This window comes from Bordetella holmesii (assembly GCF_020735985.1).
GTDB lineage: Bacteria > Pseudomonadota > Gammaproteobacteria > Burkholderiales > Burkholderiaceae_B > Bordetella > Bordetella holmesii.
Window position 1 is genome coordinate 3,110,682 of sequence record NZ_CP085973.1, and the last position, 21,291, is coordinate 3,131,972.

20 protein-coding genes and 1 pseudogene are annotated in these 21,291 nt (G+C 62.7%); 5 read left to right on the forward strand and 16 right to left on the reverse strand.

Annotation, left to right across the window (positions count from 1 at the left end):
- The first annotated feature begins 2 nt into the window (after nucleotides 1-2).
- The 5 genes from LK440_RS14900 to LK440_RS14920 are packed head-to-tail and all read left to right on the forward strand — an operon-like array spanning nucleotide 3 to nucleotide 4,861.
- On the forward strand, nucleotides 3-923 hold the full coding sequence (locus LK440_RS14900) for an ABC transporter permease (RefSeq protein WP_005018023.1): 921 nt from the start codon (nucleotides 3-5) through the stop codon (nucleotides 921-923).
- Nucleotides 920-1,897 carry an ABC transporter ATP-binding protein gene (locus LK440_RS14905; protein ID WP_005018021.1) on the forward strand — a complete coding sequence of 326 codons (978 nt, stop codon included), beginning with the start codon at nucleotides 920-922 and terminating at the stop codon, nucleotides 1,895-1,897. The genes LK440_RS14900 and LK440_RS14905 overlap by 4 nt, the downstream gene beginning before the upstream one ends.
- On the forward strand, nucleotides 1,894-2,904 hold the full coding sequence (locus LK440_RS14910; RefSeq protein ID WP_005018019.1) for an ABC transporter ATP-binding protein: 1,011 nt from the start codon (nucleotides 1,894-1,896) through the stop codon (nucleotides 2,902-2,904). The genes LK440_RS14905 and LK440_RS14910 overlap by 4 nt, the downstream gene beginning before the upstream one ends.
- A gap of 2 nt (nucleotides 2,905-2,906) precedes the next feature.
- Nucleotides 2,907-3,812, forward strand: coding sequence for a hypothetical protein (locus LK440_RS14915; RefSeq protein ID WP_005018017.1), 906 nt, complete (start codon nucleotides 2,907-2,909; stop codon nucleotides 3,810-3,812).
- Nucleotides 3,813-3,826: 14 nt separating this feature from the next.
- Nucleotides 3,827-4,861, forward strand: coding sequence for a M20 family metallopeptidase (locus LK440_RS14920; protein ID WP_005018015.1), 1,035 nt, complete (start codon nucleotides 3,827-3,829; stop codon nucleotides 4,859-4,861).
- A gap of 22 nt (nucleotides 4,862-4,883) precedes the next feature.
- On the opposite strand, the gene LK440_RS14925 is transcribed toward LK440_RS14920, so the two are convergent.
- The 16 genes and pseudogenes from LK440_RS14925 to LK440_RS15000 all read right to left on the reverse strand — a co-directional run bounded on the left by LK440_RS14925 (nucleotide 4,884) and on the right by LK440_RS15000 (nucleotide 20,951).
- Nucleotides 4,884-6,944 carry a UvrD-helicase domain-containing protein gene (locus LK440_RS14925; RefSeq protein WP_005018012.1) on the reverse strand — a complete coding sequence of 687 codons (2,061 nt, stop codon included), beginning with the start codon at nucleotides 6,942-6,944 and terminating at the stop codon, nucleotides 4,884-4,886.
- A gap of 42 nt (nucleotides 6,945-6,986) precedes the next feature.
- Nucleotides 6,987-9,050: a primosomal protein N' gene (locus LK440_RS14930; RefSeq protein WP_038543082.1), complete on the reverse strand. Its 2,064-nt coding sequence runs from the start codon at nucleotides 9,048-9,050 to the stop codon at nucleotides 6,987-6,989.
- 388 nt (nucleotides 9,051-9,438) lie between these two features.
- Entirely contained in the window at nucleotides 9,439-10,512 is a 1,074-nt protein-coding gene (gene hemE / locus LK440_RS14935; RefSeq protein WP_005018010.1) for a uroporphyrinogen decarboxylase, read from the reverse strand.
- Nucleotides 10,513-10,594: 82 nt separating this feature from the next.
- Nucleotides 10,595-10,804, reverse strand: a pseudogene (locus tag LK440_RS18135) (helix-turn-helix domain-containing protein); the annotation flags it as partial.
- A 253-nt stretch (nucleotides 10,805-11,057) separates the two neighbouring features.
- A complete protein-coding gene (locus LK440_RS14945; RefSeq protein WP_005018005.1) occupies nucleotides 11,058-12,008 on the reverse strand; it encodes an IS481-like element IS481 family transposase in 951 nt (316 codons plus the stop codon).
- A gap of 98 nt (nucleotides 12,009-12,106) precedes the next feature.
- On the reverse strand, nucleotides 12,107-13,057 hold the full coding sequence (locus LK440_RS14950; protein WP_005012067.1) for an IS481-like element IS481 family transposase: 951 nt from the start codon (nucleotides 13,055-13,057) through the stop codon (nucleotides 12,107-12,109).
- Nucleotides 13,044-13,454 (reverse strand): hypothetical protein, encoded by a 411-nt coding sequence (locus LK440_RS14955; protein ID WP_005018002.1) that lies wholly within the window; start codon nucleotides 13,452-13,454, stop codon nucleotides 13,044-13,046. The genes LK440_RS14950 and LK440_RS14955 overlap by 14 nt, the downstream gene beginning before the upstream one ends.
- A 173-nt stretch (nucleotides 13,455-13,627) precedes the next feature.
- Nucleotides 13,628-14,053 (reverse strand): F0F1 ATP synthase subunit epsilon, encoded by a 426-nt coding sequence (locus LK440_RS14960; protein WP_005018000.1) that lies wholly within the window; start codon nucleotides 14,051-14,053, stop codon nucleotides 13,628-13,630.
- A 9-nt stretch (nucleotides 14,054-14,062) separates the two neighbouring features.
- Entirely contained in the window at nucleotides 14,063-15,463 is a 1,401-nt protein-coding gene (atpD, locus tag LK440_RS14965; protein WP_005017999.1) for a F0F1 ATP synthase subunit beta, read from the reverse strand.
- 37 nt (nucleotides 15,464-15,500) lie between these two features.
- Nucleotides 15,501-16,406, reverse strand: coding sequence for a F0F1 ATP synthase subunit gamma (gene atpG, locus LK440_RS14970; protein WP_005017997.1), 906 nt, complete (start codon nucleotides 16,404-16,406; stop codon nucleotides 15,501-15,503).
- Between the two features lie 97 nt (nucleotides 16,407-16,503).
- Nucleotides 16,504-18,045 carry a F0F1 ATP synthase subunit alpha gene (gene atpA / locus LK440_RS14975; protein ID WP_005017996.1) on the reverse strand — a complete coding sequence of 514 codons (1,542 nt, stop codon included), beginning with the start codon at nucleotides 18,043-18,045 and terminating at the stop codon, nucleotides 16,504-16,506.
- A 37-nt stretch (nucleotides 18,046-18,082) separates the two neighbouring features.
- Nucleotides 18,083-18,622, reverse strand: coding sequence for a F0F1 ATP synthase subunit delta (locus LK440_RS14980; RefSeq protein WP_005017994.1), 540 nt, complete (start codon nucleotides 18,620-18,622; stop codon nucleotides 18,083-18,085).
- 12 nt (nucleotides 18,623-18,634) lie between these two features.
- Nucleotides 18,635-19,105 (reverse strand): F0F1 ATP synthase subunit B, encoded by a 471-nt coding sequence (locus LK440_RS14985; RefSeq protein WP_005017992.1) that lies wholly within the window; start codon nucleotides 19,103-19,105, stop codon nucleotides 18,635-18,637.
- Between the two features lie 123 nt (nucleotides 19,106-19,228).
- Nucleotides 19,229-19,471: a F0F1 ATP synthase subunit C gene (gene atpE, locus LK440_RS14990; protein WP_003815363.1), complete on the reverse strand. Its 243-nt coding sequence runs from the start codon at nucleotides 19,469-19,471 to the stop codon at nucleotides 19,229-19,231.
- A gap of 115 nt (nucleotides 19,472-19,586) precedes the next feature.
- Nucleotides 19,587-20,468 carry a F0F1 ATP synthase subunit A gene (gene atpB, locus LK440_RS14995; protein ID WP_005017990.1) on the reverse strand — a complete coding sequence of 294 codons (882 nt, stop codon included), beginning with the start codon at nucleotides 20,466-20,468 and terminating at the stop codon, nucleotides 19,587-19,589.
- A 66-nt stretch (nucleotides 20,469-20,534) separates the two neighbouring features.
- On the reverse strand, nucleotides 20,535-20,951 hold the full coding sequence (locus LK440_RS15000) for an ATP synthase subunit I (RefSeq protein ID WP_026087841.1): 417 nt from the start codon (nucleotides 20,949-20,951) through the stop codon (nucleotides 20,535-20,537).
- Between the last annotated feature and the right edge of the window lie 340 nt (nucleotides 20,952-21,291).

A 21,291-nucleotide genomic window follows, 5' to 3' on the forward strand; every position in this document is an offset into this window, starting at 1 on the left:
CCATGGCAACTCCCTCCAGCAGTGGCCGCACGCGCACGGTCGCACCTCTGGCCGAAACCCCGCGTCACGCCCAGATCCTGAAGAAGCTGCGCAGCCGCCCGACGCTGCGCGGCTCGGCATTCGCGCTGTTCATCCTGATCGCCGTCGTTCTTTTGGCGCCTTTTTTCGCGCCACAGAATCCCTACGATTTGGCCAACCTCAACCTGCTCGATGGCCGGTTACCGCCACGCTCGCCCATGATGGAAGGCGGCATCTACTGGTTGGGCACCGACGATCAGGGCCGAGATATGCTCAGCGCCATTCTTTACGGCCTGCGCATCAGTCTTTTCGTGGGTTTGAGCGCCGTGGCGCTTGCCACGGCCATCGGCAGCTTAGTCGGCCTGGTGGCCGCCTACACCGGCGGCATCATCGACGCGATATTGATGCGCATAGTCGATTTCATCCTGGGTTTTCCGACCATTCTCGTCGCGCTGGTCCTGCTGGCGATGATGGGCCGCGGCGTCGACAAGGTGATCCTTGCCCTGGTGATCGTGCAATGGGCCCACTATGCCCGCATCATGCGGGGCCGGGCCTTGCAGGAAAGGCGCAAGGAATATGTGGAAGCCGCCGCCAACCTGGGTTTTCCGGCCTGGCGCATCATGCTTTTCCACCTGCTGCCCAACTGCCTGGGGCCGGTGATGGTATTTGCCACCATCCAGATTGCCAATGCCATCGTGCTGGAAGCCACGCTGTCTTTCCTCGGCGTCGGGGTGCCGGTGACCGAGCCCTCGTTGGGCCTGCTCATCGCCAATGGTTTCCAGTACCTGCTGTCGGGCGACTACTGGATCAGCCTTTTTCCGGGCCTGGCCCTGCTGATCCTCATCCTGACCATCAACATCGTGGGCGATCGCCTGCGTGAAAGCCTGGACCCGCGACGAGCATGAGCGACTCTATTCTCGAGGTGCGCGGATTGCGCACCGCATTTCATACCGAGGCCGGCGCCTGGCCGGCCGTCGACGGCGTAGACCTGACGGTCAAACGCGGCGAGATCGTGGGGCTGGTGGGTGAGTCCGGCTTCGGCAAATCGGTCACCGGATTCTCCCTGCTCGGCCTGATCGACCCACCTGGCGAAGTCGTGGCAGGCGAGATCCGGTTCAAGGGCAAAGACCTGCGCAAACTGAGCGAAGAGCAGATGCGCCAGTTGCGTGGCAACCGGATTGCCATGATCTTCCAGGATCCGCTCATGACGCTCAACCCGGTGCTCAAGGTTGGCGAACAGATGCTCGAAGCCATCCTCACGCACGAGAACGTGCCGCGCCACCAGGCGCTGGAGCGCTGCCGCGAGGCGCTGGCCATGGTTGGCATCCCGGCGCCGGAAAAACGCCTCAACGCCTATCCGCACGAATTCTCCGGCGGCATGCGCCAGCGCGTGGCCATCGCCATCGCCATGCTCAACCGCCCCGACCTCATCATCTGTGACGAGCCGACCACGGCTCTGGACGTCACAATCCAGGGCCAGATCCTCTATCGCATGCAGGAGATCTGCCGCGAACACCACACCGCCCTGATCTGGATCACTCACGATCTGGGCGTGGTCGCCGAACTGGCGGACAAAGTGGCCGTCATGTATGCCGGGCGCATCGTCGAAGCCGGGCCGGTCAACGACGTGCTGGATTCGCCGCGCCACCCCTACACCCGCGGCCTGCTGGACTCCATGCCCGCGCAGTCCATGCCGGGTAGCCGGCTGCACCAGATCAACGGCATGGCGCCCAGCCTGTCGGCCCGTCCATCGGGCTGTGCGTTCCGCCCCCGCTGTCCCAATGTTATTCCGCGCTGTACCGAGCAGCCGCCAGCGCCCACCCAGGAAGGGCCGCGCAGCTTCCGCTGCTATGTACCGATTGCCCGCGAGGCCGCATGACCCAGAACGACACTCCCGTTATCGAATTGCGCGACGTCCACAAGCGCTTTGAAAATCGCCCCGACATCGCTCAGCGCATTCTCTCGCTGGCCGGCAGACCGGTAGACCGGCGCACCGTACACGCCGTCAACGGCGTCTCGCTGTCGGTCGTGCGTGGCGAGGTCGTCGGCCTGGTGGGCGAGTCCGGTTGCGGCAAGTCCACCCTGGGCCGAGTCGTGGCCGGGCTGCATCATCAAAGCTCGGGCCAGCTGTACTACCAGGGCCGTGAGGTCGACAGCCTGCAAGGCGCCGATAAACTTGCCTACACGCTCGGCGTGCAGATGATCTTCCAGGACCCGCAGGCCTCGCTCAATCCGCGCCAACGCCTGCGCCAGATCCTGGGCGAGGCCCTGCGGGTGCACAATCTGGCGCCCAAGGCGGAGATTGCCGGCCGCGTGGACCGCGCACTGGAGGAAGTCGGCCTGGATCGCGAGTACCGCGACCGCTGTCCTCATCAGATATCGGGCGGCCAACGCCAGCGTATCGGCATCGCGCGTGCGCTGCTGGTCGCGCCCAAGTTTCTGGTCTGCGACGAACCGGTCGCGGCGCTGGACGTCTCCATCCAGGCGCAGGTCATCAACCTGTTCATGGATCTGCGCGAACAGCACGGTTTTACCTATCTGTTCATCAGCCATGACCTGGGCGTGGTGCGGCACATCTCCGATCGGGTGGCCATCATGTATCTAGGCAAGATCGTCGAGCTGGCCAAGGCCTCCGAAATCTTTGCGCGCCCCAATCATCCCTACACCCAGGCCCTCATGGCCGAAGTGCCCGACGTCGATCGGCGTGCACGCAAGTTCACACCGATCCGCGGCGAAATTCCGTCGCCGTTGAACCCGCCCTCGGGCTGTACCTTTCATCCTCGCTGCCCGCATGCCATGCCGCGCTGCAAGGAAGAAATTCCCGAACTCAAGACCATCGCTGCGGGCCATGTTTCCGCCTGCCATCTCAACGACAACGCCGCCTGATCATGAAACCCGCCGAACTGAGCAACGCCGACCGCATGGCCATCGAACTGGGCCATGCGGGCCGCAACAGCTTTGCCTACATTGACGACGACCGCAACGCCGACCGTCCTTTTACGCTCAACACCTACCGTCCCTATGGCTACACGCCGGAAGACCCGGTGGTCATCGTCCAGCACGGCGTGCTGCGCAATGGCGACGACTACCGCGACTTCTGGATTCCGGCTGCCGACAAACACCGCCTGCTCATCATCGCCCCGACCTTTTCCAATGACATTTGGCCCGGCGTCGAAAGCTACAACAACGGCCGCGTGTTCACGCCTTCGGGCAACCCGCGTCATGTCGACGGCTGGACCTATGCCTTGGTAGGCCGCGTGCTGAAGGACCTGGCCGCTTCCGAGATTTCGGTATGCAAGCCGGTCTACCTCTTTGGTCACTCCGCCGGCGGTCAGTTCGTGCACCGGCTGATGAGCAGTCAACCTTCCGAGGCCTTTGCAGGCGTGATCGCCGGCAATCCCGGCTGGTACACGCTGCCTACGCTGGATCTGCCTTACCCCGAAGGCATGGGTGGCGTAGGCCTGACCGAGCAACATCTGGCGCGCCTGCTGGCTTACCCCATGATCATCCTGGCTGGCGATCAGGACATCGTCACCGACGACCCCAATCTGCCCAGCCAGCCCGAGGCCCTGCGCCAGGGCCCGCATCGCTATGCCCGGGCCCATCATTACTACGAAGCGGGCCGCAAAGAGGCCGAGCGCCGTGGCCTGCCCTTTGCCTGGCACTTGCAGACCGTGCCCGGAATCGGCCATGATGGCCGAGCCATGTCCGCCGTTGCCGCCAACATCTGGTTTGACGGCAGCATGCCCGACGCCGAAACGCTGGCCACGCTGGCCGGCCATCACACCGCCTGAGCCCCATCCACGCCATGACCACGCTTCCGACTACGCAAGAACTCATCGCCGAAATCCAGACCTGGGTGCAGTGCGAATCGCCTTCGCATTACGTCGAGGGCATCACCGCGATGGCGCATCTGGCCGCAGAGCGGCCCGGCATTCTTATCATCGGCCATATCGATACCGTCCACCCGGTGGGCACGCTGACCGAAAACCCCTGCCGTATCGAGGATGACCGCCTCTACGGACCGGGCAGCTACGACATGAAGGCAGGCATCGTGCTGGCGCTGGCTGGCCTGCGTGGCTTGACCGAACCGGGCGCGGCCCGCCTGCCCATCGACTTTCTGATGGTGCCCGACGAAGAAACCGGCAGCCATGCCTCGCGCGAGCACATCGAGCATCTGGCCAAACAGGCCAAGTACGGTCTGATGTGCGAACCTGCTCGCCCCAACGGCGGCAAATGCGTTACCGCGCGCAAAGGCACCGGCATGCTGCGTCTGGGCGTCACGGGCCGGCCGGCGCACGCCGGCATGTCGCACGAAAAAGGCGGCAGCGCCATTCGCGAAATGGCCCACCAGATTCTCGCGCTGGAAAACATGACCGACTACGCCCGCGGCGTGACGATCAGCGTCGGGACCATCGCCGGCGGCACCGTCACCAACACCGTGCCGGCACAGTGCCGTTGCGTGGTGGACTTCCGGGTGCCCGACATGGGGGCGGCCAAGGATGTGCTGAGCCGCATGCGCCAGCTTTGCGCAGTCGGCCCCGACGTCGAGTTGGACATCGATGTCGAGCTTAACCGCCCGCCGATGGTCAAGACGGCCGAGTCGGCCGCTCTGCTGGCACAGGCACAAGGTTACGCCAACCAGGCCGGCTTCCCGCTCGAAGACGCGCCCATGACCGGTGGCGGCAGTGATGCCAACTTCACCTCCGCGCTGGGCGTGCCCACGCTCGATGGCCTGGGCGCCGACGGCGATGGCGCGCACACGCTGCACGAATATATCCAGATTTCCACGCTGGATATGCGTGCCAAGTTCTGGCATTTGCTGCTGCGCGATCTGGATTGACCCCCGCGCGACCGATGCAGCGTTATTTCTGCAATAAGGCCTTGAGCATGCCCAGGCGCTCCTTGGGGCTCAAGGCGGCGGTCGCCGCGTCCTCTTTGATACCGGGCTGAGACAGGCCCATCTCCTCGATGAAGAGTGAGGGCTCGCAGACGCGGTCCTCGCGCGCGCGGCGCCGTTTGCGGCACCAGCTCAGATGCAGACTGCGCTGCGCACGCGTGATTCCGACATACATCAGGCGGCGCTCTTCCTGGATGCGTGTGGCCAGATTGTTGGCTGCATTGTCCGGGTCGGTGTCCTCTTCATCCCGCCCGCCATGAGGCAAGAGCCCTTCCTCCACGCCCACGAGATACACGTGGGGATACTCCAGACCTTTGGAGGCATGCAGGGTGGACAGTTTGACCGCGTCGGGCTCTTCATCGTCGCCGCGTTCGAGCATCGTGACCAGCGCAACATGCTGGACCAGTTCGAACAGGGTCATGCCGTCTTCATCGGCTTTGCGCTTGAGCCAGGCGACAAGCTCCATCACGTTCTGCCAGCGTGTCTGCGCCGGGCGCTCCTCCAAGGTGTCAAAGAGGTAGCGCTCATATTGAATGGCGGCAAACAGGTCTTCCAGCAGGGCGCCTGCCGGCTCGGCCGCGCGCGTGGTCGCGCCGTGCGCACCGCGCCCGGCACGCCACTGGATACGCCGGATGAACTCGCCAAAGGTGCGCAGGGGTTCGAGCTGCCGGGGCTGCAACAGCGCCTCCAGCCCCTCTTCGGCAGAGGCCTCCAGCAGGGAGATGGCACGCTGCGCCGCGTACTGCCCCAGGGTCTGCAAGGTCGCCTGGCCGATTCCGCGCTTGGGCGTTGTGGCAGCACGAATGAAGGCCGGATCATCCTCATCGTTGGCCACCAGACGCCGATAGGCCAGAATGTCACGCACCTCGGCCTTGTCGAAAAAGCTCTGCCCGCCCGAGATGGTGTAAGGGATCTTCAGATTGCGCAGCGCCTGCTCGAGAATGCGCGACTGATGATTACTGCGATAGAGGATGGCGAAATCCTTCCATTGCGCCTGTCGTTCGAATCGCGAGGCCGAGACCTTCATCGCCACCGACTCGGCCTCATGCTGGTCGCCGTCCATGGGGCTGACCGTGATCGGCTCGCCGGCGCCGAGATCCGACCAGAGCTTCTTCTCGAACAACTTGGGATTGCGTTCGATCACATTATTGGCCGCGGCCAGAATGCGCTGCACCGAACGGTAGTTCTGCTCCAGCTTGATGAGCTTGAGGTTGGGATAGTCGGTCGTGAGCTTGGCCAGGTTCTCGATGGTTGCACCCCGCCACGCATAAATGGCCTGATCGTCATCGCCGACGGCGGTGAACAACGAGCGCATACCGGTGAGCAACTGCACCAGGCGGTATTGGCAAACATTGGTGTCCTGATACTCATCGACCAGCAGATAGCGCACACGATTCTGCCAGCGGGTACGCACCTCCTCGTTGTGCTCCAGCAGCTTGGCGGGAATACGGATCAGATCATCGAAATCCACCGCCTGGTAGGCAGCCAGCGTCGCCGCGTAGCTGCGGTATACGGCCACCGCCTCGACCTCGCTCGGCGTGACGGCTACGTTGGCCGCTTCATCGGGCTCGATCAGCCCATTTTTCCACAACGAAATGATGGACTGGACTTCGCACAAACGGCCCCGGTCCGTCGTGGCCAGCAGGTCCTGGATGATGGCCATGGCGTCATCCGCATCCAGAATCGAGAACTGCTGCTTGAGACCCGCATGCGCGGCCTCTTCACGCAGCAGGCGCACGCCCAAGGCATGGAACGTGCTGATGGTCAGCCCTTTGGCCAATTTTCGGTCCACCAGCGGCTTGACCCGTTCGGCCATTTCGCGCGCGGCCTTGTTGGTGAAGGTCAGCGCCACGATGTTGCGCCCCATGTACCCACATTCGCGCAGCAGATAGGCGATCTTCTGCGTAATCACGCGCGTCTTGCCACTGCCTGCCCCAGCCAGCACCAGGCAAGGCCCGTCCAGATAAAGCACGGCCTCTTTCTGGGCAGGATTCAGGCCGTGGCCGATCGGGGTATCAGTGGACATGGATATCAACGTGGGAGGTCAGGACAAGCGCGCGCGAATGGGTCAAATCTCCAGAGGGTCAACCTCCAGTTGCCAGCGCGCGCGCAGGCGCGCGGCCAACGGTGCGATCGCGTCGAGCCAGTACGGCAGAAAAGCCTGCAGCACGGGGCGGCTGGCACTTTCCACCAGCAACTGGGCACGTTCCACATTGGCAACGCGCACAATGCGTAACGGCACCGGATCGTAGAGTGTAATCGCCGTACTCAAGCTCTCGCCGGCCTGCCGGGCCGCCTGCAGAAACTCCAGCGCCTGAGCGACTTCGCGCGCTTCCGAGGTCAGCAGCGCCTGGTAGGCAAAAGGCGGCAGCCCCGTGACCTCCCGCTCTTCGAGGGAATGGCGGGCAAAACCCGCGTAATCATGCCGGATCAATGCTTGATAGACCGTCTGTTCGGGGTAGCCCGTCTGGATGAGCACCTCACCGCCGCCCACATGCCGCCCGGCACGACCGGCCACCTGCATCAATTGTGCGAAAAGACGCTCCGGGGCCCGAAAATCCTGAGCAAAGAGCATCGAGTCCGCGTTCAGCACCCCGACCAGACCGAGTCGGGAAAAATCGTGCCCCTTGGCGACCATCTGAGTGCCCACGAGGATGTCGACCTCGCCCGCATGGACCGAGGCAAACAACGCCTGCGCGCTACCCTTGCGGCGCGTACTGTCAGCGTCGATGCGGGCTATGCGCGCCTGCGGAAAGAGTTCGGCCAGATGCTCTTCAATACGTTGTGTGCCCCGCCCCATGGGTTGCAGATCCTGGTCGCCGCAATCCGGGCAGGCACGTGGCACCGGGCCCTGATAGCCACAATGGTGGCAATGCAGGCGATAACCGCCCTTGGCCCCCCCTCGATGCAGCACCGTGAAGGCCGAGCAACGCGGGCAATGTGTCACCCAGCCGCAGGACGCGCAGTGCAATACGGGTGCATAACCACGCCGGTTGAGAAACACCAGCGCCTGCTCGCCGCGCGCCAGGCGCTCGGTGATTCCGTCGATCAGTTGCGGCGACAGCCCGTGCTTCATGGGCAAACGCCGTGTATCGATCAGACGCATACGCGGCAGCTCGGCAGCGCGCGCGCGATGCGCCAACGTCAACAGTTGATACTGGCCGCGTTGGGCGTGATGCCAGCTCTCCAGCGACGGCGTGGCTGAGCCCAACACGACGGGAATACGGCGTTCGTGCCCGCGCCAGACCGCCAGATCGCGCGCCGAATACCGCAATCCCTCTTGCTGTTTGTAAGAGGCGTCATGCTCCTCATCGACCACGATCAGTCCCAAATCCGGCATGGGCGCAAAAATCGCCATGCGCGTGCCCAGCAGCATTCGTGCTTGACCGCGCTGCACCCGCGCCCATGCCTGCAGTCGTTCGCCGTCGGAAAGCCCGCTGTGCAGCACCGCCAGTCCGTCCTGGCCGATCAACGCCTCCAATCGGGCACGCAAGGCCGTCTCCAGTTGGGGCGTGAGGTTGATTTCGGGCACCAGCAGCAGCACCTGTCTGCCGGCGGCCAACGCCGCTTGAGCGGCGTGCAGATAGACCTCCGTCTTGCCGCTGCCGGTCACACCGTGCAGCAGCACGGTCTTGAAACCGCTGATGCTGCCGATCGTGGTGACGGCCGCAGCTTGCGCGTCGTTCAGGGCGGGCGCGGTATCTGGCGCAACCGGCAAGGCGGCCGCGCGCGGTTTACGCGCATCCAGGCGCGCCACTGGCCCGGCGCCCGAACGCTTGCCCTGGTAGGCAGAGGGCTTGCGCAACGGAGGCGGCAGCACCGGCAACATGACCTCACCCAGCGGCCGCTGGTAATACTCGGCGGCAAATTGCGCCAGGCGTATCCAGTCGGCGGGCAAGGGGGGAAGGTCCTGCAGGACCTGTTCAATTTCGCGCACTTGCGCCGCGTCGATGGCGGGCTGCTCGGGCAGCTCCAGGACGACGCCAATCAGTTTGCGGCGGCCGAAAGGCACGATGACGCGGCTGCCCGGCTCGAGCACCGCCTCGCCGCTCAGGGAGGCCGGCACCCGATAGTCGAATGGTCCGGGCAGCGGCACGTCCAGGGCAACCCGGACCCATCTGGGCTCAAGCATGGTGTGCGCTGACCGGGCGCGTCCGACCACTGTCAGAGACCGGACAGCGCCGGACGAAACACTGGCTCAAGCGGGACCCCAACTTAAAGTGGATTCTGGAAGATGAAGCTAAGCAGCACACCGGCCCAGGGGATTGATGAGAAATTTTCCAGACTGTGGATAACTTTGGGGAAAAAGGCACAACAATTCGATCAGACCGATCTGCCACAGGCCTGGCCTGCTTGGCAAGCCCGTGGGACGCAATGAAATTATCATTTAAATTCATTGGCTTATATGATTTTTACACAGCCGTGACGAGAAATTTCGGGTCTTCCCCATCGCTGTCATTGCTGTGCACAACTCAAACCGAAGACAGGCCGAGAATGCTGTTTTTGACGCAAGCGGTCACTCACTTAGCATGCAAGGCCCGGCTGTATTGGTGCACTTCGTCGACCAGTTCCGCGACGGCTTCGGGCGGGGTGAACTGCGAGATGCCATGTCCCAGATTGAAGACGTGGCCACCCCGGCCAACCGGCCCAAAAGCATCCAGCGTGCGACGCGCCTGCGCGCGTATGGTCTCGGTGGTGCCGAAGAGCGTCATGGGGTCCAGATTGCCCTGCAACGCCACCCTGTCATCCACCCGCCGGCGGGCCTGCCCCAGATTGACCGTCCAATCCAGCCCCACCGCATCGCACCCACTGGAAGCGATCTCTTCCAGCCACATGCCACCACCCTTGGTAAAGGCAATCACCGGAACACGGTGTCCGTCATGCTCACGATGCAATCCGGCGATGACTTTGCGTGTGTAGGCAAGCGAAAACGTCTGATACAGCCCGTCGGCAAGCACGCCACCCCAACTGTCGAAAATCATCACGGCCTGCGCACCTGCTTCAATCTGCTGATTGAGGTAGCGGGTCGTGGCCTCGGCGTTGACCTCCAGGATGCGATGCAGCAGATCAGGACGCGAATACAGCAGCGTCTTGATCTGACGGTAGTCATCGCTACCCTTGCCCTCGACCATATAGCAGGCGATCGTCCACGGACTGCCGGCAAAGCCGATCAACGGCACGCGGCCGTCGAGTTCGCGCCGTATGCTGCCGACCGCATCAAAGACATAGCGCAGCTTCTCCATGTCCGGCACGGCCAGGCGGACAACATCCGCCTCGTCACGGATGGGATGCGCAAAGCGGGGCCCTTCACCGATGGCGAAATCCAGGCCCAGGCCCATGGCGTCCGGTACGGTCAGAATATCCGAGAACAGAATCGCCGCATCCAGCTCGAACCGGGCCAGAGGCTGCAATGTCACCTCAGTGGCATAGGCCGTATTACGGGCCAAAGCCATGAAGGATCCCGCCTTGGCCCGGGTGGCGCGATACTCGGGCAAGTAGCGGCCCGCCTGACGCATCAGCCAGATCGGCGTGTAGGGCACAGGCTCGCGCAGCAGGGCGCGCAGGAACACATCGTTCTTCAGGGCAGGGGACACGGCTTTCCTAGGATGATGGGCGGCGCATGATTTTAACGCCCCCTCGACGGCATGCCTTGCGCGGCCGCAAGTCTGGCGTTCGCTAGCTGGCGCGCGGGCGCTGCTCGCGCGCCTGTTCGCGATAGGGCGCGGCCTGAATACGGTGCTTGCGCATCAGAGCCCAGAATGCACGGCGGTGCTTGGCTGCCGCCCGCGCCGCCTGAGTGACGTTGCCCTCATAGCGTGCCAGACTGCAGTACAGATAGGTCCGTTCGAAATGGCCGACGACCCGGGCCTTGGCCGCACCAAACGGAGTGTCGAGCAACGAGGCCTCGACGCCGCCCAGGGGCTCGGCGGGCTCGCTCAGCGTCGAGGCATCCTGAAACTGGCCCCGCCGCACATCGTAGACCCAGGCCTCTTCGGGTTCCAGCGCGGGCGTGGCGGCACGGGTGCGCCGACGGCAGGCCAACGCAATACGCAGGCGCAGCTCTTCGGCCGAATCGGGCCGGAGAAAATCATCCAGCCCCAGTGGCAGCAGATCGCGCAAGGCGATGCTGCCGACCTCGCTAGCTGTGAACTGTCAATAGGTTGTATTCGTCCAGGTTGAGTCTGGAGATGGGTACAGCGCGCCCGATGCCTTGGTGGGGTCGATGCCAGTTGTAGTGGTGTAGCCAGGATTTCATGGCATCGGCTCGGTGTTGGGAGTTCTGGTAGGTGTGAGCGTAAGCCCACTCACGCAAGGCCGACTGGATGAAGCGTTCGGCCTTGCCATTGGTCTGTGGGCGGTAAGGTCGGGTAAAGCGGCGCTTGATGCCCAGCTCATGGCACAGCGCGGCGAAGGCGCGGCTGCGAAAGGCCGAGCCATTGTCGGTGAGCAAGCGCTGGATGGTCACGCCCAGGCGCTGGTAGTAGGCCACTGCGTCCTTGAGGAACTGGACGGCGCTGGGGAAGCGCTCGTCGGGGTGGATGTCGGTGAAGGCCACGCGGGCGTGGTCATCGATGGCCACGAAGACGAAGTCCCAGCCGGCCCCCTCAACGGTATCGCGTCGGTTGCCCGTGACCCGGTGGCCAGGGCGCTGGATACGTCCCAGCTTCTTGATGTCGATGTGCAGCAGATCGCCGGGGGCCTGATGCTCGTAGCGCACCACCGGCTCGGCCGGCTCCAGGTCGGCCAGGTGCGACAGACCGGCGCGGGCCAGGACGCGGCTGACGGTGCTGGCTGACACGCCCAGCGCCTGGGCGATGCGCGCTTGGGTCAGCCGCTTGCGGCGCAGCTCCACGATAGCCAGCGCCTTGGCCGGCGCAATCGCTCGGGGCGAGACCGTCGGGCGCGAGGACGCATCGGCCAAGCCCGCCTGGCCCTGAGCCAGAAAGCGGCCCAGCCATTTGCGCACAGTCGGCGCGGTGACCCCATAGGCGCGGGCCGCTTCAGGCACACAAACTTGATGGGCGATCAATTGCTGGACCATTTCGAGGCGACGTAGGAAGGTCAATCGGGCATGCTTATGGGTGTTCATCCGGCCGGGCTCCTTGAGTGAACTGGGGGGTTGGCGATTTCCAGTTTCTCAAATCCGGTTCGGATGAACCATGCATACAACCTATTGAATCTTCACAGCTAGCTGTGAACTGTCAATAGGTTGTATTCGTCCAGGTTGAGTCTGGAGATGGGTACAGCGCGCCCGATGCCTTGGTGGGGTCGATGCCAGTTGTAGTGGTGTAGCCAGGATTTCATGGCATCGGCTCGGTGTTGGGAGTTCTGGTAGGTGTGAGCGTAAGCCCACTCACGCAAGGCCGACTGGATGAAGCGTTCGGCCTTGCCATTGGTCTGTGGGCGGTAAGGTCGGGTAAAGCGGTGCTTGATGCCCAGCTCATGGCACAGCGCGGCGAAGGCGCGGCTGCGAAAGGCCGAGCCATTGTCGGTGAGCAAGCGCTGGATGGTCACGCCCAGGCGCTGGTAGTAGGCCACTGCGTCCTTGAGGAACTGGACGGCGCTGGGGAAGCGCTCGTCGGGGTGGATGTCGGTGAAGGCCACGCGGGCGTGGTCATCGATGGCCACGAAGACGAAGTCCCAGCCGGCCCCCTCAACGGTATCGCGTCGGTTGCCCGTGACCCGGTGGCCAGGGCGCTGGATACGTCCCAGCTTCTTGATGTCGATGTGCAGCAGATCGCCGGGGGCCTGATGCTCGTAGCGCACCACCGGCTCGGCCGGCTCCAGGTCGGCCAGGTGCGACAGACCGGCGCGGGCCAGGACGCGGCTGACGGTGCTGGCTGACACGCCCAGCGCCTGGGCGATGCGCGCTTGGGTCAGCCGCTTGCGGCGCAGCTCCACGATAGCCAGCGCCTTGGCCGGCGCAATCGCTCGGGGCGAGACCGTCGGGCGCGAGGACGCATCGGCCAAGCCCGCCTGGCCCTGAGCCAGGAAGCGGCCCAGCCATTTGCGCACAGTCGGCGCGGTGACCCCATAGGCGCGGGCCGCTTCAGGCACACAAACTTGATGGGCGATCAATTGCTGGACCATTTCGAGGCGACGTAGGAAGGTCAATCGGGCATGCTTATGGGTGTTCATCCGGCCGGGCTCCTTGAGTGAACTGGGGGGTTGGCGATTTCCAGTTTCTCAAATCCGGTTCGGATGAACCATGCATACAACCTATTGAATCTTCACAGCTAGCCAGCGCCAGCACCGGGGTCTGAAGCTGCTGGCTGGCAGTTGCCAGCGCCGTGCGCACCCAGGGCAGGGTGGCAGACTCCACGGGCAGCAGGCAGGCATCGAAACGGCGCAAGCTCAACGCCGCCGATGCCAGCCAGGAAGGATCGCATACGCCAGGCGAGACGGCGGGCTCCTGCGGGAACAGGCGCGGATAGCCGCCGCGCAGACCATGCCGCTGCACATTCTGCATCCAGTCGTGCAGCCACGCGCCATGCCCAGGCACCAATACCAAGGCGCAATCGTAAGTTTCACGCATCGCAACTCCTCTCTCGTACGGGAACAAAGAGGCTACGCGACTTCTTCGGCCAAGCGATAGGCGATAACGCCGCATTGCGGCAACTGCGCGAGACAAGTTCGAAGCACCACAATCTGCGTCAAAACAAAACAGCGACCCGAAGGTCGCTGTTTTGCTTGCCGTTCGCGCAGTGCTTAGTGCGAATTGCGGCCGTTGCGCAGGCGGCGGGCCGCTGCGGCCTGAGCTGCCAGCATGGCCAGCTCCGCCTCGACGACGGCGATGTCCTCGCGGTCCTTGGCATTGCGCAAGGCCTCCTCGGCCTTCTCGCGCGCAGCCAGGGCACGGGCTTCGTCCAGGTCAGCCGCCCGGATGGCCGTATCGGCCAACACGGTCACGCTGCCGGGCTGCACTTCCAGAATGCCCCCGGCGACGAAGATGTTTTCCTCGCCTTCGTCGGCACGGACGATCTTGACCGTCCCGGGGCGGATGCGCGAAATGAGCGGGGTGTGCCCGGGCAGAATGCCCAGTTCACCCGACTCGCCAGGCAGCACCACGAACTTCGCCTCATCGGCAAAGATCGCTTCCTCTGCGCTGACCACATCAACATGCAGGGTTGCCATAATGGTTCCTTATTGCAGTTTCTTGGCCTTCTCGAAGGCTTCGTCAATCGTGCCGACCATGTAGAAAGCCTGCTCGGGCAGCGTATCGCACTCGCCCTCGACGATCATCTTGAAGCCACGGATGGTTTCGGCCAGCGGCACGTACTTGCCCGGCGAGCCAGTAAACACTTCTGCCACATGGAAAGGCTGCGACAGGAAGCGCTGGATCTTACGCGCGCGGGCCACGGCCTGCTTGTCTTCCGGGGACAGTTCGTCCATACCCAGAATCGCGATGATGTCACGTAGTTCCTTGTAGCGCTGCAGCGTTTGCTGCACGCCACGGGCGACCTGGTAGTGTTCTTCGCCCACGACTTGCGGGTCGAGCTGGCGGCTGGAGGAGTCCAGCGGATCCACGGCCGGGTAGATACCCAGGGCGGCGATGTCACGCGACAGCACCACGGTCGAGTCCAAATGCTGGAAGGTCGTCGCCGGCGACGGATCGGTCAAGTCATCGGCAGGCACGTACACGGCCTGAATGGAGGTGATCGAGCCGGTTTTGGTCGAGGTGATGCGCTCTTGCAGAACGCCCATCTCCTCGGCCAGCGTGGGCTGATAGCCCACGGCCGACGGCATACGGCCCAGCAGTGCGGACACTTCCGTACCGGCCAGGGTGTAGCGGTAGATGTTGTCAACGAAGAACAGGATGTCACGGCCTTCGTCGCGGAACTTCTCGGCCATCGTCAGGCCGGTCAACGCCACGCGCAGGCGGTTACCCGGGGGTTCGTTCATCTGACCGAACACCATGGCGACCTTGTCCAGAACGTTGGACTCTTCCATTTCATGGTAGAAGTCGTTGCCTTCGCGGGTACGCTCACCCACACCGGCGAACACCGACAAGCCGCTGTGCTGCTTGGCGATGTTGTTGATCAGTTCCATCATGTTGACGGTCTTACCCACGCCGGCGCCGCCGAACAGGCCAACCTTGCCGCCCTTGGCGAACGGGCACACCAGGTCGATAACCTTGATGCCGGTCTCGAGCAGTTCAACCGAAGGCGACAGCTCATCGAACTTCGGGGCGTGCTGGTGAATGGCGCGCTTTTCGTCAGCCTGGATCGGGCCGGCTTCGTCGATGGGACGACCCAGTACGTCCATGATGCGGCCCAGCGTGCCGTGACCCACGGGCACCGAGATCGGAGCGCCGGTGCGGTTGACGGGCATGCCACGGCGCAGGCCGTCGCTGGAGCCCAGGGCAATCGTGCGGACCACGCCGTCGCCGAGCTGCTGTTGCACTTCGAAGGTCAGGCCCTTCTCGGCGAACGAGGAACCCTCGTCGGCCAGGGTGAGCGCTTCGTAGATCTTGGGCATTGCGTCGCGGGGGAACTGAATGTCCACCACGGCGCCGATGCACTGAACGATGGTTCCGTTGCTCATGTCGATTCCTTGATATTTTGACGGGATACTGCCCGGCTTACACCGCGGCAGCGCCCCCTACGATTTCCGAAATTTCCTTGGTGATCGCGGCTTGGCGGGTCTTGTTGTAGACCAGCTGGAGCTCACCGATGACCTTCTTCGCGTTGTCCGACGCCGCCTTCATGGCGACCATACGAGCGGACTGTTCCGAGGCCATGTTCTCGGCCACGGCCTGATACAGAAGGCCTTCGACGTAGCGTTGCAGCAAATCGTCGATCACGCTCTTGGCGTCCGGTTCGTAGATATAGTCCCAGCTATAGTCAGATTTGACCTCAGCGGTACCATCCAGAAGCTCCACGCCCGACTGGAAGGGATCGTCCAAACCAGAAGCCAGCGGCAAGAGGCGCAAGAACACCGGCTCCTGCTTCATCGTATTGACGAAGCGGGTGGTCGCCACGTAAAGCGCATCAATGCGGCCTTCGAGGTAGTCGTCCAACTGCACCTTGATGGCACCCAGCAGACGATCCAGATCGGGCTTGTCGCCCAATTGGGTCTCCTGCGACACCAGCTTGGCGCCAATACGGGTCAACAGGCCGAGGCCCTTGTTGCCGAAGGCGGTCGACTGAACCTTGATGTTCTGCGCTTCGAAGTCCTTCAGGCGCGACAGAGCAAGACGGCTGATGTTGGTGTTCAGGCCACCGCACAAACCCTTGTCCGTGGTTACCAGCACCACGCCCACCGCCTTGATCTCGCGCTCCTGGAGATAGGGATGGTTGTACTCGGGGTTGGCCTGCATCAGATGCGCGGCGATCTCGCGCACCTTGTTGGCGTACGGACGACCCGCGCGCATCCGATCCTGCGCCTTGCGCATCTTGGATGCGGCGACCATTTCCATCGCCTTGGTGATCTTGCGCGTGTTCTGCACGCTCTTGATCTTGGTTCGGATTTCCTTGATTCCGGGCATTGCGCTTTCCTGTTGAGACGGCTGGCGGGTCCGGCCACTGGCCTCGCCCGCCCTACCGTAGGATGGGTGTTAACCCATCTCTACGCCAGAACTTGCCTTAAAAAGCACCGTGCTTCTTGAAATCCTGGACAGCTGCGGCCAATTCGGCCTCGTCGTCCTTGGACAGTTCCTTGGTGTCCTCGATGCGCTGGATCATGGCAGCATGCTTGGCCTTGAGCAGGTCCTTGAAGGACTTCTCGAAGGACAGCACTTGGGCCACGTCCACATCATCCAGGTAACCGTTGTTCACGGTGAACAGCGAAACGGCCAGTTCCCACACTTGCAGCGGCTGATACTGCGGCTGCTTGAGCAGTTCGACCACACGCTTGCCGCGCTCGAGCTGGCGACGCGTAGCGTCGTCCAGATCGGAGGCGAACTGCGCGAAGGCGGCCAGTTCACGGTACTGCGCCAGGTCGGTACGGATACCGCCCGACAGCTTCTTGACGACCTTGGTCTGAGCGGCACCGCCCACACGGGACACCGAGATACCGGCGTTGATAGCGGGACGGACACCGGCGTTGAACAGGTCGGTTTCCAGGAAGATCTGGCCATCGGTGATCGAGATCACGTTGGTCGGAACGAAGGCGGAAACGTCGCCGGCCTGGGTTTCGATGATCGGCAGCGCGGTCAGCGAGCCGGTCTTGCCCTTGACGGCACCGTTGGTGAACTTCTCGACGTACTCTTCGTTGACACGAGCGGCACGTTCGAGCAGACGCGAGTGCAGGTAGAACACGTCGCCCGGATAGGCTTCGCGGCCCGGCGGACGGCGCAGCAGCAGCGAGACCTGGCGATAGGCCCAGGCTTGCTTGGTCAGATCGTCATAAATGATCAGGGCGTCTTCGCCACGATCACGGAAGTACTCGCCCATCGTGCAACCGGCGTAGGCGGCCAGGTACTGCATGGCTGCCGAGTCGGAGGCCGAAGCGGCCACGACGATGGTGTATTCCATCGCGCCGTGCTCTTCGAGCTTGCGCACGACGTTGTTGATGGTCGATGCCTTCTGGCCGATGGCGACGTACACGCAGGTGACGCCCTTGCCCTTCTGGCTGATGATGGTGTCGACGGCAACGGCCGTCTTGCCGGTCTGGCGGTCGCCAATGATCAGCTCGCGCTGGCCACGACCGATCGGAACCATCGAATCGATAGCCTTGATACCGGTTTGCAGCGGCTGCGACACCGAGCGACGGGCGATAACGCCAGGCGCCACTTTTTCGATGATGTCGGTTTCCGTCGTGTTGATCGGACCCTTGCCATCGATAGGCAGACCGAGCGTGTTGACCACGCGGCCCTTGAGCGCGGGGCCGACCGGCACTTCGAGAATGCGGCCGGTGGTCTTGACCTGGTCACCTTCGGACACGCCGGTGTAGTCGCCCAGAATCACGGCGCCGACCGAGTCGCGCTCGAGGTTCAGAGCCAGACCGAAAACATTGTTGGGAAATTCGAGCATTTCGCCCTGCATCACGTCGGACAGACCGTGAATGCGGGTAATACCGTCGGTCACAGAGACGACGGTACCTTGGGTACGAACATCAGTCGAAGCGCCCAGGCCCTCGATGCGGCTCTTGAGCAGTTCGCTGATCTCGGAGGGATTGAGTTGCATATTGACTCCTGGAATCCTGTTAGTCTCGCGTGCCTTGTCAGGCGGCCAGCGTATCGCGCAAGCGGGCCAGTTGGGCTTTCACGGAAGTATCGAGCACCTGGTCTCCGACGGCCACGCGCACGCCGCCGATCAGGGACTGATCGACGGTGACATGCGGCTTGAGCTTGAGACCGAATTTGACTTCGAGCGCGGCGATCAGCTCGTTGACCTGAGCATCACTCATTTCGAACGCGCTGGTAATTTCCGCCTGCGCCGTGCCCTCATGACGATTTTTCAGATCGACAAATTGCGTGGCGATGATGGGCAGCAGCAGCAGCCGGTCGTTCTGTACCAGCAGGTCGATGAAATTGCGCACGGCCTGCGGCAGCGGCGATTTGATCAAGCTGGTAAACACCTGGCCACGCTGTGCGTCGTCCAGGCGCGGATCGGTCATCGCCTCGCGCACATCGGGGTTGGCGGCAAGCTGGGCCAGTTCGCCGAGAAGCTCGGCCCAAGCGGCCAGGCCAGCCTTGTCGTCGCGCGCAGCGCCGAACAACGCTTCGGCGTAGGGGCGGGCAACAGTGGAAAGTTCAGCCATGACGTTCCCGGATTAAAGCTGTGCCTTGAGCTGGGTGAGCAGCTCGGCATGGGCGCGGGCGTCCACCTCGCGTTTGAGGATCTGTTCGGCACCCTTGACGGCCAGCGCGGCGACTTCGTCGCGCAGGGCATCACGGGCACGCTGAACTTCCTGAGCGGCGTCCTGGGCGGCCTGGGCCACGATACGGGCACGCTCGGCTTCGGCTTCGCGGCAGGCTTGATCAATCAGGCCGGCAGCTTGCTTCTCAGCGTCGACAATGCGCGCGTGGGTTTCAGATTTGGCAGAAGCCTCGATCAGACTGACGCGCGCTTGGGCCTGGGCCAGGTCGGCTTTCCCTTTCTCGGCGGCGGCAAGGCCGTCGGCGATTTTTTGGCGGCGCTCATCGATCGCCTTCGTCAGGGGCGGCCACACGAATTTCATCGTGAACCAGCCCAGAACGAAGAACACGAGCATCTGGAAGAAGATCGTCGCGTTCAGATTCACGGTCGTTCCTTTAACACCTTTCGGCTCCGGCTACCCGACGCGGGGCGGCACGGAGCTCTCGATACTTGCCAGGCGCGTAACACGCCCAGCTGCGGGCCCGCCTCGCGCCGGCGGGCATGGCCTTTAGCCGACGAACGGATTGGCGAAGGCGAACAGCATGGCGATACCCACACCGATCAGGAACGCCGCGTCGATCAGGCCAGCCAACAGGAACATCTTGGTTTGCAGCGCGTTCATCAGTTCGGGCTGACGAGCCGAAGCTTCCAGGTACTTGCCGCCCATCAGTGCGATACCGATGCAAGCGCCGATAGCGCCCAGACCGATGATGAGACCGCAAGCGAGAGCAACGAAAGCGACGTTGGTCATGACAACTCCTTGGTTAAAAATCTGAATTCAGAAATGTTGGAAAACGGGTACTACTTGAATGCAAGAAACTCTTGCCATCGGTGCTCGCCACCATGGCGCACACCGAAAATTGGGATCAATGACCTTCGTGAGCCTGACCGATGTACACCAGGGTCAGCATCATGAAGATGAATGCCTGCAGCAGCACGATCAGGATGTGGAAGATTGCCCACACCGAACCGGCCAACACATGCCCAATGCCCAAACCGATGCTGGAGGCATTGAAGCCCGTCCAGGCGCCACCCAGCAGGGCGATCAGCATAAAGATCAGCTCACCGGCAAACATGTTGCCGAACAACCGCATGCCGAGCGAAACCGCTTTGGCGGCGTACTCGATGAGGTTGAGCAACAGGTTAAAGGGCGCCAGCACGACAGCGGCCAGGCCATGCGCGTGAAACGGCGCGGTGAACAATTCTTTGACGAAACCAGCGGGGTGCTTGATCTTGATGCCGTAATAGAACATCAACAACAGCACGCCCAGCGACATGCCCATGGGCACGTTCAGGTCGGCAGTGGGCAGAATGCGGTGGTAGTAAAGCGGATCGCCGTGGTGGGCACCCAGACCGGTGAGGCGCCACAGGGAAGGCAGCAGGTCGACCGGCAGCAGGTCAAGCGCGTTCATCAGGATGATCCAGACGAACACGGTCAGCGCCAGCGGAGCGACGAACAGGCGGCTCTGGGCGTTATGCACGATGCCCTTTGCCTGATCGTCGACCATGTCGACGATCATTTCGACGAAACCCTGGAAGCGGCCCGGCACACCCGAGGTGGCACGGCGCGCGGCCAGCCACAGGAAAAAGACGACGACCAGGCCCATGAGCCCTGACCAGAACAACGAGTCATAGTTGATGACATTGAACTGGGCGATAACGGACTGTTTCTCACCCAGGTTGTTCAGGTGCACCAAGTGATGCTGGATGTACTCGGACTGAGGCGACGCGCCACCGGCTGCAGCCATGTGAAATCCTACCCTGTTTGCTGTGCGCCGCCACTTGCGTGACGGCATGCACGATTGTTAATTGCGCTATGACAACTTGCGGAACATCAGCAGCACGAGGTAGCCCTTGAGCGTCAGTATCAAGCCCAACAGCACCGCCGGCCAGACCAACCAGGCCTGTGTGTAGTGCCATATCAGCCACAACAGCAATGCCGTTATGAGCAGCTTGAACATCTCGCCCAGGAAGAATGTCAACGGATTGGGAGGCACCGACTTGACGACGTTTATCAGCAAGCGCAATGCAAACAATGCATTGGGCAAGAAATACGCCCCCGCTCCCAATAACGCCGACGTCGCCGCCGCCGTTCCCGCAACAACCCCCGCGATTGCTGCCGCTACGAGTCCCATCAGCCCCTGTGCCAAGACAGCCATGAAGAGTTCCCGGCACGCACGCGCATTAATGGCCGCACGATCCGCATCGGTAAGAACCAAACTCTTCTGCATTAAGCTTTCCCCGCCCATAACCGCCCACGATATCGCCACGACATCGCAGCACGGTTTCAGGCCTGCCTCGAAAGCGACACCGCGACCCGACCGCCCCGTCATCCGCCGCCCCCGCCATCGCTCACCGACAACGATCGGTAAGGACTGGCATGTGCATCGGATAAGCCCCCAGGATATGGGGTAGGAATCGAGCCACCGAACGTGGCTTCTCTAGCGTATTTCGCCCAATTTGCTATTGGCCGCCCAGGCGCAGCTTTTAAGCTACGTGTTACCCCGCAAGCGTCAAACCGCGAAAGTATAGCTTGAAAGCAATTCGGCAGACAAATCTAAAACGGGCAAA

Coding starts and splice junctions, on each gene's coding strand:
- LK440_RS14900 (WP_005018023.1), top strand. CDS start 3: ATGGCAACTCCCTCCAGCAGTGGCCGCACGCGCACGGTCGCACCTCTG.
- LK440_RS14905 (WP_005018021.1), top strand. CDS start 920: ATGAGCGACTCTATTCTCGAGGTGCGCGGATTGCGCACCGCATTTCAT.
- LK440_RS14910 (WP_005018019.1), top strand. CDS start 1,894: ATGACCCAGAACGACACTCCCGTTATCGAATTGCGCGACGTCCACAAG.
- LK440_RS14915 (WP_005018017.1), top strand. CDS start 2,907: ATGAAACCCGCCGAACTGAGCAACGCCGACCGCATGGCCATCGAACTG.
- LK440_RS14920 (WP_005018015.1), top strand. CDS start 3,827: ATGACCACGCTTCCGACTACGCAAGAACTCATCGCCGAAATCCAGACC.
- LK440_RS14925 (WP_005018012.1), bottom strand. CDS start 6,944: ATGTCCACTGATACCCCGATCGGCCACGGCCTGAATCCTGCCCAGAAA.
- LK440_RS14930 (WP_038543082.1), bottom strand. CDS start 9,050: ATGCTTGAGCCCAGATGGGTCCGGGTTGCCCTGGACGTGCCGCTGCCC.
- LK440_RS14945 (WP_005018005.1), bottom strand. CDS start 12,008: ATGAACACCCATAAGCATGCCCGATTGACCTTCCTACGTCGCCTCGAA.
- LK440_RS14950 (WP_005012067.1), bottom strand. CDS start 13,057: ATGAACACCCATAAGCATGCCCGATTGACCTTCCTACGTCGCCTCGAA.
- LK440_RS14955 (WP_005018002.1), bottom strand. CDS start 13,454: ATGCGTGAAACTTACGATTGCGCCTTGGTATTGGTGCCTGGGCATGGC.
- LK440_RS14960 (WP_005018000.1), bottom strand. CDS start 14,053: ATGGCAACCCTGCATGTTGATGTGGTCAGCGCAGAGGAAGCGATCTTT.
- atpD (WP_005017999.1), bottom strand. CDS start 15,463: ATGAGCAACGGAACCATCGTTCAGTGCATCGGCGCCGTGGTGGACATT.
- atpG (WP_005017997.1), bottom strand. CDS start 16,406: ATGCCCGGAATCAAGGAAATCCGAACCAAGATCAAGAGCGTGCAGAAC.
- atpA (WP_005017996.1), bottom strand. CDS start 18,045: ATGCAACTCAATCCCTCCGAGATCAGCGAACTGCTCAAGAGCCGCATC.
- LK440_RS14980 (WP_005017994.1), bottom strand. CDS start 18,622: ATGGCTGAACTTTCCACTGTTGCCCGCCCCTACGCCGAAGCGTTGTTC.
- atpE (WP_003815363.1), bottom strand. CDS start 19,471: ATGACCAACGTCGCTTTCGTTGCTCTCGCTTGCGGTCTCATCATCGGT.
- atpB (WP_005017990.1), bottom strand. CDS start 20,468: ATGGCTGCAGCCGGTGGCGCGTCGCCTCAGTCCGAGTACATCCAGCAT.
- LK440_RS15000 (WP_026087841.1), bottom strand. CDS start 20,951: ATGCAGAAGAGTTTGGTTCTTACCGATGCGGATCGTGCGGCCATTAAT.